Source organism: Gilliamella sp. BG3, assembly GCF_046635605.1.
Classification (GTDB): Bacteria; Pseudomonadota; Gammaproteobacteria; order Enterobacterales; family Orbaceae; genus Gilliamella; species Gilliamella bombi.
This window is the reverse complement of record NZ_JBIDFE010000003.1, coordinates 42292-57760: the sequence shown is the minus strand read 5'-3', so window position 1 is coordinate 57760 and position 15469 is coordinate 42292. Positions and strand designations below refer to the sequence as shown.

Below are 15469 nucleotides of genomic sequence, written 5' to 3'. Positions count from 1 at the left end.
TATCGGTTTATTAAATATTATGCTGAAAGGAATAATATGAAAAATAACTTACGCCACTTATTAGTTTTTTGTTGGCTAATTTTTACTACTCTTACCGTTGGTGCTGATACCTCCTATTCTTCAACCAAAACACCTTTATACAAAAATTTGTATTACAATATGCCTAAAAATGAAGTAATGCAGCAATATAGCACTGAACAAGATCCTGACGATCAAAATCAGCTGATAAGTTACAACCAAAGCTTTCTCGGTTTTCAATGGACAATGGTACTGATTTTTAACCAAAATAATCTTTTAGAATCTGTTTATCTTGAAACAGATTCAGACGATAACGGTAATAAATTAGGAACATTACTGACTGCGATAAGCAAGAACTTTTCTATTATTTATGCTACAGATGATTCTAACAATGTTGACTTTGTATCTATCATAAAAGAAAAAGGTCAAAATGCTACTCAAAAAGCTTTTGAAGAATTTTGGCTAGATGCTATTTCTCATTCTACATCGTTAAATATTATAGCTATCAGCAATGATTCTCTACAAGGTGTTTTTGGCAAAGCCAATAATTATATGTCATTACTTCACCGAATACCTGATACAGCAAGACAAGCAGAGCTCATTGTTATATCTGATGAAGATGATAATATCCGTTTAGGTGTAAATTTTACATTGCCTAAAAAACAACTTATAAACTTTCAAAATCAATCAAATGAAGATTTTTAATATTCTTTTCTGACCCAAACCTATTTATGGGTACCCAAATATTTTACATATTGGTACCCTTAATTATTTTTTACAATAACTAATAGAAATATTAAAAATAACTTTTATAAACTAAAAAATAAAAATATATTTAATGACATAAGGTATATTTAAAATGAGAAAAATCTTCGCAACAATAATCTTTACATTGTCAATATTAATCTTGCCAACTTCAAGTTTTGCAATCACACAACAAAACACCTCTGAACCTAACTACCTATTATGGTTTATTTCGACCGTTGTACTACTTATAATTGCAGCCTATGGGATTTATAAAAGTAACAAGCGCGAAATTACAGTTTTTGCTAACTATACTGATGTCGGATTTGTGATAGCGTCAGTGCTATTACCTGTTGTATTTTTTGTCATTATGCATTGGTTAAATGTATCACCAAACATAACGCTATACGTCTGTATTGCAGCATTTGCTATATTCTTAGTTGCTATCGCCAAAGCAACGTTTTTATATAATAACAATATTCAAGATTTTATATTGGCTTTCTATACAAAGATGTTTATTCCTTTTATCGCAATAACTTGTATTATTATCGCTTTAATAATTTCTATGGCTTTAAAAAGAGAAAAATATGAAAGAAGAACCAAACATTCGCAAAGAGTAACTGGCACGGCATTAGCGGGATTTACATCAGCTTTTTTAATCATAACCTTAGTATTACATAATGATAAATTTGTATCTATTTCAGATTATTTATCGGGAAAAAATGAAGTGTAGGAATTCATCAAGTTGTTTACAGTAACTTGAAAAACTACTACTGTAAACAACTCGAATTATTGTTAAAAATTATTATATAAATGACTACATTATACAACTTACATTTATCATACTTTTGATGAAACTAAAAATTAAGAACCAGTTTAAATTTATGCATTTAATGATACTTTGCAAAGCTAATGAATTTCCTTATTACGTTGAAAGATAAAAAACAGAAATATCACCATGATTAATGAAGACGATTTAGCCGACCATCCCCAATGATAACTGAGGTTGATTGACCTTCTTTTTTTGTTAAGAATAGGAAGTACAGGTGCTGATAATATTAGTAATGTTATTGATATATATGAAATCATGACCTATAAAGATGAAATAATTACTTATTTATATATATGATCTTATCATCTAAAAACGTCTAACAAAGCTCCAAAAAGTTTTAAAATCTTAAAATAAAAACTTATTTTTTATTACATTGTATCAATCAAAATGATAACTGCCCGTTTTTGTTCAACTGATAACATATCCCAACGTTGTAATAAACGGGCTTTTAGATCATTTTGTGTAGAATAATATCCCGTTTTGTTTTCACTTACTTTATTGGAACTATTAAAGATATAACTTTGTTCTTCATCAATAAGAAACCAACTTATTGGTGTATTTAATTTATGTGCAATTTTAGTTAAATGATCCAGATTAATTTTATTAATCCCTCTTTCGTAACGAGATAATTGCTGAGTTGATAACTCTACTCGTTCAGATAACTCAGCTATAGTTAAATTGTTTTCTTTTCTACAGTGTTGTATGCGCTTTCCTACTTTTTTATCTATATCAGATACAGGTACTTTTGCCATTAAATGTCTTTGCTCATAACTAAAATTTAAATTGGTATTTATTGTCGAGATGTTTGTCTTTTTATTGAATATCCTTTATTGATACAAAAACAAATAAATAAATCCATTATTGATAGTTTTATATTTTTAATTTATACTTTTAAAAGTCAATTTAGGCAAAATAAGGAATAAAAATGAAGAAATCGTTTATTACAATAGCTTTTTTAACAAGTATAAGTAGCTTTTCTTATGCAGAAACATCAGGCCTTTACATTAATGGCCAAATAGGTGCAAGTTGGCTAAAAGCAAAAAGTATAGAGCATCACTTTAATGAGGACGATATAAATTCTAGTCATTTGAGATTTGGATCTCAAAATAAGACTGTCCTTAGTGGTGGTGTAGGAATTGGATATAACTTTAAACCTCAATTTAGTATCCCTATTCGCACTGAATTGATGTTTACTAAACGTGGCAATTTAAATAAAAATACCAATTCGCGAAATGTGTCATATATCGATGACGATGGAGATGCACAAACTGCTGATTACTATTTAAGCATAAAAACACGTATGAATACATTAATGTTAAATACCTATTATGATATTGATACAGGAACTGATTTCACACCTTATGCATCACTAGGTGTTGGTACTACGTTTTTGAAATATGAACGAACAGGACTTGTAAAAGGCGGAGACAATGAGGATGCCGATACAGATTCCAAAAGCAAAACTCGCTTTGCCTACTCTGCAGGTATTGGGGCTTCTTATAAAATAACTGACAATTGGTCGACAGATTTACAAGCTCGATATACTTACGGAGGAAAAGTAAATGTATCAACAAATGATAATAGCTCAAATTCATCATTAAAACTTAGCACAACTGATTTAACTATTGGTGTTCGTTATTCGTTTTAGCAAAGAAAAGGGCAATATAGCCCTTTTATAGAAAAACATTATATATTTCTTATTTTTTAATGAATTTTGTAGGAGTATTGATATATACAATTCAACCCTTGATAAAAGATACATTATCGTGGCATTAATTTTAAGCTGGGATTCACTTTTGGGGATGCTGTATATAGTAAAAAAGAACAAGAAAATGACAAAAAAAACTGATTAATTATATTAAAAATGTTATTTGATTAAGGAAAACTGATGAAAAAAATATTTATATTTACATTATTAGGCTGTTTTTTATTAACTGGTTGTGGAGATGAAATGCCGCCAAAATGTGATAGTAAAGATGCAGAAAATATATTAAAAGAAATTTACACAAGAGAAGGTTTTAAAAGACCGACTATTGTTAATCAAAAAACACTCCGTACTGATAATGATAATAAACAGTATCTATGTCAGGCATATTTACAAGAAGCAACTTTAATGAAGTCAGGTTCTTTCAAATATTCAATCACTTGGCAAAATAAACAGCAAAAAATATTTTATATCCAATTAATCGATTAATAAAGTTTTATAAAGAATTATCAAATGTCTATTTGACAAAAAATCAAATTGTAAATATCCCAAACTTAGTACACAACTCACGTAGAAAATCATGCTGCCTGTTTTAATGTTTTATATTCGAGCGGTGTCATGTTATTTAATGCCTCATGCGGTCTTTCGGTGTTATAAATCGTTAACCATTCTTCGGTTATTCTCCTTGCTTGTGCTAAGTTGTTAAAAAGATATAAATCGAGTACTTCAGTACGATTAAATCGTTCAATATAGCCATTTTGATAAGGGCTACCGGGCTGGATATAATCAATGGTTATATCATGTGATTTAGCCCAGTTTATAAAGGTTTTTCCTGTAAATTCTGGCCCATTATCGACCCGTATTTTTAATGGATACCCATGATATTCAGCCAGTTTATCTAAGTAACGGGTAATCCTTCCTGCTGGTAAGCTTACTGCAATATCAATACCTAGCGCCTCACGATTAAAGTCATCGATAACATTGAATGTCCTAAAGCGACGTTGATTACGACTACTGTCACTCATAAAATCCATTGACCAACATTCACCTTGTTTATTGGGTGCTGATAGCCTTTCTGGGCTTCGTGGAGGAATGCGCTGTTTACGCTTTATCCTGAGATTAAGCTTTAATTCACAATACACCCGATATACCCGTTTATGATTCCATTTATAGCCGAGCTTTTTGATACGATTAAAGCATTTAGGAAAGCCCCAGCGTAAATGCCGGTCTGTGATAGCATTCAACACCGAAACAATCACCGAATCATCCTGTAACTTAGGTTGATAATAGTAAGCACAACGGCTTAAGCCAACAATGGCACAACTCATAGCAATAGTAACTAAATGATTTTGTTGTAGTTGCTGTGCCCACGTTTTACGTGCCTTTGTGAGCACTAAAGCTTTTTTATGATTTCTTCCTGAAGCTGAGATTTTAAGCTCAGTTCGGCAAACATCTGCTTAAGCTTGCGATTTTCAGCCTCCAGCTCCTTTAAGCGTTTGATATCCGAAGTTTCCATTCCGCCATATTTTTCCCGCCATTTATAGAAAGTTGAATTACCCATGCCATATTTACGGCACAGTTCTTTAACCGGAATACCCGCTTCAGCTTCTTTTAAAATAGCGACGATTTGATGTTCAGTCATTTTTTTCATAACTAAATCCCCTTTTCTTTTATCATAGAGAATTTTCTACTTTTTTGCTGTACTATTTTAGGGGATAGTTACACATTGACTATAAAGTGTTTAGCTAAATTGGTGATAATAATTTTTCTTTATGATATCAGCGCCCTATCACCTGTCTGTGGTAAAGCGTTAATTTTGTTTTTTTCAAGGATATTTATTACAGTGTTTCTTAAATTACTGTAAACAACGTGAGGAATTCCTACAGATAATATATTTTATTTACTAAAAATATTTTTTTACGTTTTCTTTTATTATTGTACCATTTTGTTCTTCGTTAACTTGTTTTATAGCAACCTGTCCAATAGGGAGTGATTTTTCTAGTATTAATGAATCTCCTTGCTTAGCAAGCCATGCTTGTAATTTAGCAAAATCGCTACACCATAGTGTTTCTATATCTTTATCTCGTTGTCGATCTTCTTGTTGAGTAAATCTGACCGCTCTAAGTTGCATCCGTTGGTTTTCAGCCTGTCCTGTAAATTCAATACCATATCCTGGTGTGGCAGGATTGCGAATGACTAATCGCCCGTCTTTAATCCATTGAGTTTGCATGTCACTCCTTACTTCGTAACCTAGTTTAGATAAGCATTGAAGTAAAGTTTGCTGCCTGTAAGTTGCGGTTATGGTGTTGGTTACTTTTATAAGTTGCTGCTCGCAATTTTCAACTAATGTTGTTAATTCATCTATAGTTAACTGATCCAATTGTTGAATATCTAACTTTAAAGGTTCTACTGATTTTTGTTTCAACTCCGCTACAATGAGTTCTAATTTAGCCAATAATTGGGTACGCTTTTTGGCTTCTTGTACGGTTTTTGATAAATCTAATAAAATACTATCTAGTAATAAATTTTGTTGTTGTTTTATTGTTTCTGTTTCTGCTATGTTTAATCGTTGCATAAAAGATTGATAGACATTTTTATTTTCTAATGCGAGTTCACTTAAGTAATGATCTATTCGGTTAAAGCGCGGATCCCTTTGTGAGGTTTGATGTTTAGTTAGCCAATCTGTATAAGTTTGTGTTGATTTATCTACATTCATGCTATTTAAGATTGCTTGTTGTTTTGCCGTCAACACATTCGTTTGTTGTTCAGGTACTAAATAACCAAAGACTTGGTTAAATACAGCTGTTGCTGAGCCTTGGTAGTTTCCTTGTATTATTTGTGTCAGTTCATTGTGTAATGCTTTTGGTAGGTGCAGCCCTTTTTGTGCTATTGCATTTATCAACAATTGAGCATTTTCTTTGGTTTGTCTTGCTTCTTCACGTTGCTTCGCTAATGTTGTTATTATGACTTGCTTACGTTCAATAATATCCGCTTGCAGCTGTTTAATTTCTATAGGTACTAGTCGTTGAATATCTGAAAATTTATCTTCAGCTAATAATTTATTAAATTTTTCTCGTGTGTTGATGATGCCTTGCAAAAACGTATCATCGGTAATTGCTAAGTTTTGCATCGCACGCTGCCATTGGTTAATGGCTTGATCAAGTTGGGCTAATATCCCTTGGCAAGTAGCTATTATTTCTTCTCGTGTCACTATGTGTACAACTTTAGGACCGCTCATGAGTTTCTCCTGTGGCAAGCGTTTCATTTATTAATTGTCTAAGCTTGGCTTTAATTTGTTCATTTTGTTCATACCATTCATGCGATGTGATACGAATGATATGAGGAATAGATCTGTTTAGCACCGCCGTACGCCAAATATCTCTAGCCCTAGCATTAGCCAATAAAGGGTGTGTTGGAGCATCGCACTCAATGCCCACTATATAAAGTTGTGTTTTAGGATCTTCTATTGCGAAATCTAAAGCAAAAACGCCTGTTCCTGAATTTTTGGTATAAGACACCCCTAGTGATCGTATAAACATTTCTACATCATTTAAAAGCGCATCTTGTCGAGATTCGATTAATTTTGTTGCTTGAGTTTCAGTAGTGGCAATAATACCTTTTAAAAGGCTTTGTGCTGTAACGAAGTCTCCAGCCGACAAGGCTCTAGCATATGCCAGATAACATTGTAAGTAATCTCTTGGGCTTATTGGCTGATGCTGTGATGCTAACATATCTGATATATCTTCAATTGGCATAGAGCAAAGTAATATTACTTTTTTTCTTGCCCGTGTGATGGCAACATTGAGTCGACGTTCTCCTCCCAATTGTCCAAGCACGCCAAAGTTACGACGGAACACGCCCTCTTTGTTTCGACCAAATGTCGTAGAAAATATGATGATATCCCTCTCATCACCTTGTACATTTTCTACATTTTTAATAAAAAAAGACATGTTTTCACCCGCCTCTACACGCTGAGTCTCTTCGAGATAAAGGGTTCGAAATATCTCATTTTCTCGGACTTTTTTATTAAATAAGTCTTCAATCAAATCAGCCTGCTTTTTATTAAATGTAACAACACCGAGTGAAGGACGTTGTTCTTTCGGTAATTGCCAAATCTCTGCAACCTTTTCCACCACTTGCTCTGCCTCGGTGAGGTTTGTTTGATTGTGATAAACTCCATTAACCTGTAAAAATTCTATAGGTTGAACTTGTTTTATTGTCGATTTTGGATGACGTACTGGTACATTAAGCTGATTATTGTAAAAAGCTGCATTAGAATAAGCAATTAATTCACGATAAGCAGAACGATAATGAATTTGTAAGCTTGTACTTGGTAATACTGAACGTGCTAATTGCAACAAATCAGGGCAATCCATAATTTCTCTACAATTCCATTGACCGGTTTGTAATTCTTCTTGTTCTTCATCGCTTAATTCATCATAAGACAGATTTAAATCAGCTTCTTCTATTTCTATTTGATTAGCAAAAAAATTACTAGGAGGCATTTGCTTTTCATCACCACTTACTACCAATACTTTACCACGGTAAAGGGTTGGGATAGCGTATTGTATCGGCATTTGAGAAGCTTCATCATAAATAACCGTATCAAATAAGCCTGCTTTTAAAGGTAATAAACGACTTGCCACATCAGGATTCATCAACCAGATAGATCTAAGTTTCATTAAGCCTAATTTTTCACCTTGTTCTATAAATTCTCTTAAACGCCTAGCTCTAACACCTGTTAGCCTTGTAATATCTTCCCACTGTCTTAATGATCCTAATTCTTTAATAGGAATATTTTGTTCAAGTAATACGCGGTTCAAAGCTCGCATTTCAAGGTCAGCTGCAGCTAATAATTTAATTCGTTTTTGTGTTTCTTCATCATTAATTAATAAGATTGGATAGGCCAACTCTATTCTTTCTTTCCATGCTTGATAAGCTTCTCCATTGACCAATTGCCTAAATACTTTTTCTAAATCAGTTACCGCTATTTGTTTCAATGGTTCTTGGTAACTACGCAATTTAGCTAGCAACTGTAAGGAAGTGGCTGAAAGTTGTTCGGCTCTTTTTCTAAAATATTGGTAGTCAGCCAAGCTAGGTAAAGCTTGCTTGATGTCTAATAGTTTAGGTTCCGTTGACACATTGTTTTCTATCGCTGTTTTACAGCTTTGATAAAGCGAAGGGCTTAAATAGTGTTCAATCCTAGCTAATTTTTCTAGTGCTTCTTTTCGAGCAAAGTAACGATTAAAAGCTGTAGTATAATCAGCTAAAAGTTGTTCAAAGGCCGGTTTGCTATTTAATAACGCTGCTTCTACCTCTTCGGTTCTCGGGGCGATCATTATTTTGTTAAATAGTTGCATTACTTCTTCTAAAGTAACTATCGTTTCATTAATGAGTCCAGCCATTTTAATGCCAATTGTATTATCAGGTATCGGTAATTGTAATTGTTTAAAAATACACTGTAATTTATTACGAATAGGGCGATATTGTTGCTCTAAAATCAATGCGTGAAAAAGCATTGGGAAGCGTGTTCCATCAGATATTTCACCTTGTTGCATTAAGAAATGCGTTAAATTTTTCTTTGCAGAATATCGCGTAATACTTAAAAAGCTATACCAAGAAGTTGGAGTCATCATGCGGCTAGCTTGCTTTGTTAATTTATCGAGCTGTTGCTGTTCTAACAAACATAACTTAGGCGATAAATCGCACCACGAAGCATCACTAATAACGGCCAATTGTTCTTCAAGCAGCTTTAGCTCTGTTATCAGTGTATAACCTTCTGATGAACTTTGTTGTTTAGCAGCGTCGACTTTAAAAAGCGAAGACCATTTATTTAGTTGTATTCTTACACTGTCAGAAATTGCTAAAAACATCTGTCCATCAGTTTCTATCCAGTGTTGATAGGGGGTAGGATCATTTAAATCAAATCGTGCTTGGTTAATGTTTAACACAACTGTACGATTATGTTCCGCTTCCATAAAATCAGTAAAGAAATGATTAAAATCACTGAGGGTTGCTGGCTCATGCGAAAAAGCACGCAACTCACTTAATGCCGTATGCTCGTAATTCGCTGGTAGCCAATAACGTATCAGTAATGCACATTCATCTTCTAGCTCGGCTAATTGTACTTTATTTAATGCACTTAATACGGTTCTAAGTTGTGGTGCTACAAATGTACTCGGCTGCTTATTTAAACTGATCAATTCAGCTATTAATTCTCTATAAGTTAATCCTGTCTGTTCATCTACATGATGCAAAGCTTGATGATAACTATCGAGTTGATGTTCTAACTGAGTAATTTGGTTTGCAATTTGTTCTCTTTTAGCTTCCCAGTGAGTATCTACTGGTGACTTAAATAGTCTATCAAGTTGCTCTCGGATACTACTAATCACTATATTGCGGTCAGCATTCACATCATTGATCATTATTGCGCGATTATTAAGCCCCTCAGCTACAAGTCTTTTATAAACAACTTCAAGCGCAGCTTTTTTCTGGCAGACAAGCAAAATTGTTTTATTACGACCAATCGCATCGGCTATCATATTGACAATGGTTTGGCTCTTTCCTGTGCCTGGAGGTCCTTCAATCAATAGTCCAGGATATTGTCTTGATTGAAGTACTGCATTTTCTTGAGAGGGATCGCTTGCAACGGTAAAATAGCGCTCTAGCTCGGGTGTTTTTTCAGGAATATCCGCTAAAGTTTGGTAAGATTTTAATCGTAATGCGGTTTCTAATGCAGTGCCAATAGGAGATATTTTTTTCAGTTTATTTAATTCTTCACCTATCGATTGCCCCATAAAATTAACATTAAAAAACACAGCTGAGCAACTTAAGTATAGCTTTCCTCGCTCTATCTCTTGCTTAAATGGTAAGGCTTGTACTTTTCTTGATAAAGGGTTCCCCAATATACTAAGAGCATCGATAATTTCCTGTGTAGATAAAGCGGAACGGGTTAATAATTCATCTAATGTATTTTTCCATGTTTGATATAAGCTCTTACCTAATATTCCTTCCAAAGCAGGATTAATTCTAATTTCTTCCCGATCATGATCGAAGGAAAAGGCAATATGATTTCTTGCACCAAGCTCGTAATGAAGTTTTATCGGCCATAACAGCAATGGTGCAATACGAGGTAATCGATATGCTGTGGGTTCTTGATAAATTAAGAAAGGAAACCCCATATACAAATCATCAATGCCGGTATCTCTTTTGTACAAAGAAGATTGTCTATATAAATTACTTAATCTACGCTCTAAATATTGATCTTGCTGAAATGCCATCAGATCGATACTTATTTGACGGCTATTACGTGCAACAAGATGATCTAATAATGCTTCTGCGGGCTTACGCTCTGTACCTAGTAAATAAATATCGATTCGTGGCATGTACAGCCCTAAATGCATTCGAACTAAAGGTCCTTGCAATACTGAGGCAGAAACTTTTTTATGGAAGAAATCAATAATCTGTGAAATATATTGCTGTTTATGCGGTTTTATCCATTGCTCTGCCGGCACACTTAATAACAGTAACAACTGGTGAAAAGGCATTCTTTTTTCTAATCGGTATTGCTCAGTCCAAGCATCTAGCTGCTCATGTCCTATACAAGCAAAACCTTCAATACGCTCATTAAGCATTTGATAAAGTGCTAATCTAGGTTGGCGCATTAATTCTTTTAATTCTTGCTCATCCACCGTTACGACTGAATGCTGATCACTTAATTTTAAAACTTCTTGCGTTACATTATCTATCGATTTGAATTGCCCGATCTGAGCGCTTAGCAATACAATCAAATCTTCTTCACTGATTGCTCGTCGCTCAATTAATGATAAAATTCCAACATTATTGGCATCAGGAAAAATAGCTAATCGCTCCTCCCATAATGCAGTTAATTGAGCGCGCGATGTAGAAAGCAGATGAATCTTTAGCGTTTCTTCATCCAAGCGAATTTGCAAATTATCGGCTCGTCTTCTAACTGTATTTGCTCTTTCTTGCAAACGCCACAGCCAAATCTCCAAATCTTGTAAAACATGGGGGATAAATCCCTCAATAAATAGACATCCTTGTAATGGATGCTGTAATAGCCAACTTGGTGTAATAATATCGCCTTTGAGTACCAATGGCATATCAGGATTTAATATCTTAAGTACTAACATCAACTTTAAGTCGTCGCTTAAATCAAGTTGACGTAGAACTTCTCTTACTTTAGCTAGTATTTGCTCATCAAACTCAGCCTTTTCTAACCATGTTGTGACTAAACCTCTTACAAGATGATCACATGCTTCTTGCCAATAAAGCGGATCAGCTGCAGCTAAGGCAAATAATTTAATATCAGAATAATGTCGCTCTCCTAGCTGAATTGTTGAACCTAATTCGTGTTGAGGGCTTGATAAGGCTTCTGGCACGGCAACCATTTGATCTTGTAGCCATGCCTGCACTTGTGGCCATTGCCAACGTTCATGGTGGTTTTTAGCCAATAACCCCTTTAATAATTGTTGTAATTGTATTGGTAAGTTATCAGGAATTGTTACTCCATTGGTTAATATTTGTATTAAAAAAGCTTGATCATTCACACCAGCAAAGCATTGCCCTTGGGTTAATTGCTCTAATAGAATAATCCCCAGACTCCACCAATCCGATGCAACGCTAACGCCACCTGCAATAACTTCAGGTGCCATATAGCGAGTTGTTTTTAAAGGCGATATAACCTCTAAATCAAATTCTGATAAACGAGCAGATCCAAAACCTGTAATCACCAAATCTAAAGGATCTTTAGTTCTTACTAACAATGTTTCAGGTCTTAAATCACAGTGTCTTAATCCTACCTCGGTAAACGCCTGTAAAGCTTGACCTAACTCTGCCATAACATGCTTAATGCTAACAAGATCGGTCATAACAATACCAAGATCTGATAAGCTTCCTCCTGTTAGTTCTTCCGCTACCACATAAGCTTGAGCATTCCAACGACCTGCAGTAATAATTTCAGGAACGTGCTCTTTAGGTAGTTGTTTTAATACGTCATAAATCGCCACATCAGGCTCGGCACCGGCATGATAAAGTGTTAAGACGGCTCTTTTTTTATCTTCTATTCTCTCGGCTAAATAGCGCTCTCTAGTCCCATCTGTGGTACTTAATGTATTTAATATTCGCCAGTTATCAATTGTTGTTTCCACTGCTTGTGACGCAGGTTCTAAGGTTTGAGTTGTCGCAGATATTACCTCTTGTTCTATAACATCTAACTCGGCTAAATCCCCACCGCACACCATGCACATCAAATCCCCTTCATCCATCGGGTGACCATTAACACAATGTGGCAATGAGCTTATTTGCTCGGTTAACTCCTCGGCTGTAACAATAGACAACGGTCGCCAACCTGATTCACGAATCGGTTCGTTCGACAAATCCCAACCGCAAACTCCTGTCTCAATAGTTCCTTCGCAAAAAATCTCATAAAGTGATCTTTCTGTTTCACAATGAGGACAAAAACGCATCATTGCCATAATTGTTTTTCCTTAATCTCGGGGTTTATCGATTGTTAATACTATACGGTGGCCTTGTTGTGCTAACATATCTTGTAATAGCTGCATGTCATTTCTTTTAGGAATGCCTGCCAACCAAACCGTTCCATCTTCATCAAACATTATATCCAGTGCTTTTTCTTGTTCGTTCACGGTGGTTTGATAAGATCTAAACCGTTTTTCTCCTAAAGGTGTAAAAAAGTGTAGCCGTTGATTATCACTACCTCTAAGTTGTAACGTTTGCGCTGTTTGGTATTGAAAGGGATCGGTTATCAATGCATCTATATAAGGTTTAATCGTAATTAAATGTTCGGTTATTTGCTCTAATGAATAACCGGTATACACTAAAATATCAATGGTCGTTTTTTGTTTAAGCTGTTGTAATAAGGTAGATAAGGCATTCACTTGATCAAAAGGCTCGCCACCTGAAATAGTAATGCCATCAGCTTGTGCTAACCAAGGTGTTAGTTTATCGACTAATTCGTCAACATCAACAAACTCTTTGGCCGTGCCCCATGTGTCAGCTGAAATACAACCTTTACACCTTAAACGACATCCTTGAAACCATATACCTATTCTATTACCTGGTCCTAGTGTCGTCACCGGAAAATGGATACGAGATAAACCTAATTTTATCATTCTACAACTCCAATGTTATTGCATTAGCTTGCACTGAGGTAATAGTTACATGCTGCCCAGCTTGAGGATTTAAAGCAAACAACTCACGTGCCAGTGGATTTAAAAGATGTGCTTCTAATTGATTACGAATACCTCGCCCACCATTAGAAAGATCAGTTAAAGCTAACATTTTTAGGCTATGCATGGCATTAGGGCTAAAGGTTAATGTCAGTCCTGTTTGCTTAAAATCATTTAAAATATTAGCCACCATTTGTTCAAAAATCTGTTCAGCAATTTCTGGGCGGATAAAATCAAATACCACAATATTTTCCCCGATCCGGTTCAAAATTTCAGGACGATTTAGTACCACCTTGAAATAATGATCTATCTCATTTTTTACTCTTAGTTGTACCACATCAAAAGAATCATCGGCACTAACATTCACCTCTCGTTTTCCGCTTTCTGTCATTTTATAAATGCCTAAGTTAGATGTAAAAATAATCAGCACTTCAGAAAAATAAACTCTATCTCCTCTTCCTGAAGTCAACTCACCATCATCTAAAATCTGCAAAAATTTATCCAAAATACGGGGATGCGCTTTCTCAATTTCATCAAATAACACAACACTAAAAGGTTTTTCTCGAATTGCATTAGTCAGCTCGCCGCCTACGTCATACCCCACATAACCAGGAGGTGCTCCAATTAAACGTTGATCTGAATGCTCTGAGCTAAACTCAGACATGTCAAACCGGATATATGCGCTTTCATCATTAAATAATAGACTGGTGATAGTTTTTGCTAACTCTGTTTTACCAACCCCTGTAGGCCCAGCTAAAAACACTACCCCTCGAGGTCGATTGCCCTTACGGTTAACACCGATTCCCGTAATTGCACGCTTAACAATATCTAACATATGTGTCACAGCATGCATTTGCCCTTTTACGCGCTGCGAAATAAAGGTTTCTGCCTGCTGTATTTTTTCTCTATCTATTTTTTGCCAAGGATCCTCTGTCACCCCCACCTTATAACGCCGTACAGCATCAGCAATTACGTTAACACCTATATTTTCTACTCGTGCCAATGTAGCAATTGCGTTCATATCCAATAACAGCATACCTTCTGTACTATTTACGAATGTTTTTTCGGCTTGAGTTAAAATCTCATCTGGTAATTGTTGGGCATGAGCTATTCCCTTAATTAATGCACCTGCCAAAGCTCGGCGAGCAATATGATCTGGTTTAGCGACAGAAATAGATCTTACTTTAGGATTATTCACCAAGAACCAATCCGGTAAATCCCCCTCCTTTTCCACAACCCATAGCACTGTATTAAAAAAAGGTTGGCGATTTTCCCCTGCAGGACGTACTTTTGCCTGATGAGACAAAATCAATGCTCGTGTAAATAATTGATGTTCAGCTGGCGTTAAATTATCGGTGCGCACACTTAATTGAGAAGCAAAATCCACCAATAAAGCAATGGGATCTCCAACAAAATTAACAAGCCGTTCTAATACAGAACTCAATAAATCAACACCACCTGTGGCTTTGCCATTTTCTGGTGTTAAACCTAACTTTTGTAATAATTGATCGGTATTATTGGCAGGAAAGTCGGCTGTTTGTAAACATCGAAAGCCCGACAAGGGATCCCATATCACAACATGCTCATAACCGACTTGTTTTAAGCAACGATAAACGGTTAATTCAAAAGATTGTGGTGTAATAACAGAAGGGACTATCTCGCAAGCTTGTAAATCTCGGATATTACCTGATAATACAAATTGACTTTTAAGTGGTAAAAAACGTAACAAATCTCGTACCCATCGAGGATTTTCAAACATGCTTGACTCCCTTAAAAATAAAACTTATTAACTCATAATTATAAGGCACATTGGTATAAAATGATTTATTGGCTTATTTTTCTTTTAGCTGATTGTTCCTGACCAAAATACTAGACAGTGCCTATATCTATCATTTTACTGTTTTGGTAATATTGTTGTTCACATTGTTGTAGCAATACCCAACCATTAGCCCAATAACA

At 35.1% G+C, this 15469-nt stretch carries 10 protein-coding genes; 4 read left to right on the top strand and 6 right to left on the bottom strand.

Translation table 11 applies throughout. The annotated features are described in order from the left end of the window. Nucleotides 1–36 precede the first annotated feature (36 nt). Both ACGH6S_RS01945 and ACGH6S_RS01940 read left to right on the top strand, forming a co-directional pair. Nucleotides 37–723 (top strand): hypothetical protein, encoded by a 687-nt coding sequence (locus tag ACGH6S_RS01945; RefSeq protein ID WP_065589319.1) that lies wholly within the window; start codon nucleotides 37–39, stop codon nucleotides 721–723. Nucleotides 724–877: 154 nt separating this feature from the next. Beyond that, on the top strand, nucleotides 878–1495 hold the full coding sequence (locus tag ACGH6S_RS01940) for a hypothetical protein (protein WP_065589320.1): 618 nt from the start codon (nucleotides 878–880) through the stop codon (nucleotides 1493–1495). A 467-nt stretch (nucleotides 1496–1962) separates the two neighbouring features. On the opposite strand, the gene ACGH6S_RS01935 is transcribed toward ACGH6S_RS01940, so the two are convergent. Further along, entirely contained in the window at nucleotides 1963–2346 is a 384-nt protein-coding gene (locus ACGH6S_RS01935; RefSeq protein ID WP_174799425.1) for a helix-turn-helix domain-containing protein, read from the bottom strand. 173 nt (nucleotides 2347–2519) lie between these two features. Between ACGH6S_RS01935 and ACGH6S_RS01930 the strand changes: the two genes are divergently transcribed. Beyond that, nucleotides 2520–3242, top strand: coding sequence for an outer membrane protein (locus ACGH6S_RS01930; protein WP_296300939.1), 723 nt, complete (start codon nucleotides 2520–2522; stop codon nucleotides 3240–3242). A gap of 240 nt (nucleotides 3243–3482) precedes the next feature. Next, complete coding sequence (locus ACGH6S_RS01925; RefSeq protein ID WP_296300941.1) at nucleotides 3483–3788, top strand: hypothetical protein; 306 nt, start codon at nucleotides 3483–3485, stop codon at nucleotides 3786–3788. 89 nt (nucleotides 3789–3877) lie between these two features. Here ACGH6S_RS01925 and ACGH6S_RS01920 read toward each other — a convergent pair. The 5 genes from ACGH6S_RS01920 to ACGH6S_RS01900 all read right to left on the bottom strand — a co-directional run bounded on the left by ACGH6S_RS01920 (nucleotide 3878) and on the right by ACGH6S_RS01900 (nucleotide 15269). Beyond that, a protein-coding gene (locus tag ACGH6S_RS01920) for an IS3 family transposase (protein WP_411579481.1) occupies nucleotides 3878–4950 on the bottom strand; the annotation gives its coding sequence in 2 pieces (ribosomal slippage) (nucleotides 3878–4704 and nucleotides 4704–4950; 1074 coding nt in all). 252 nt (nucleotides 4951–5202) lie between these two features. Next, entirely contained in the window at nucleotides 5203–6537 is a 1335-nt protein-coding gene (locus ACGH6S_RS01915) for a hypothetical protein (protein ID WP_065608987.1), read from the bottom strand. Further along, a complete protein-coding gene (locus ACGH6S_RS01910; RefSeq protein WP_411578715.1) occupies nucleotides 6524–12796 on the bottom strand; it encodes a protein kinase domain-containing protein in 6273 nt (2090 codons plus the stop codon). Before ACGH6S_RS01910 ends, ACGH6S_RS01915 begins: the two co-directional genes overlap by 14 nt. 12 nt (nucleotides 12797–12808) lie before the next feature. Then, entirely contained in the window at nucleotides 12809–13450 is a 642-nt protein-coding gene (locus tag ACGH6S_RS01905) for a 4Fe-4S single cluster domain-containing protein (protein ID WP_411578716.1), read from the bottom strand. Between the two features lie 4 nt (nucleotides 13451–13454). After that, nucleotides 13455–15269, bottom strand: a complete 1815-nt coding sequence (locus ACGH6S_RS01900) for an AAA family ATPase (RefSeq protein ID WP_065608989.1) — start codon at nucleotides 15267–15269, stop codon at nucleotides 13455–13457. Nucleotides 15270–15469 lie beyond the last annotated feature (200 nt).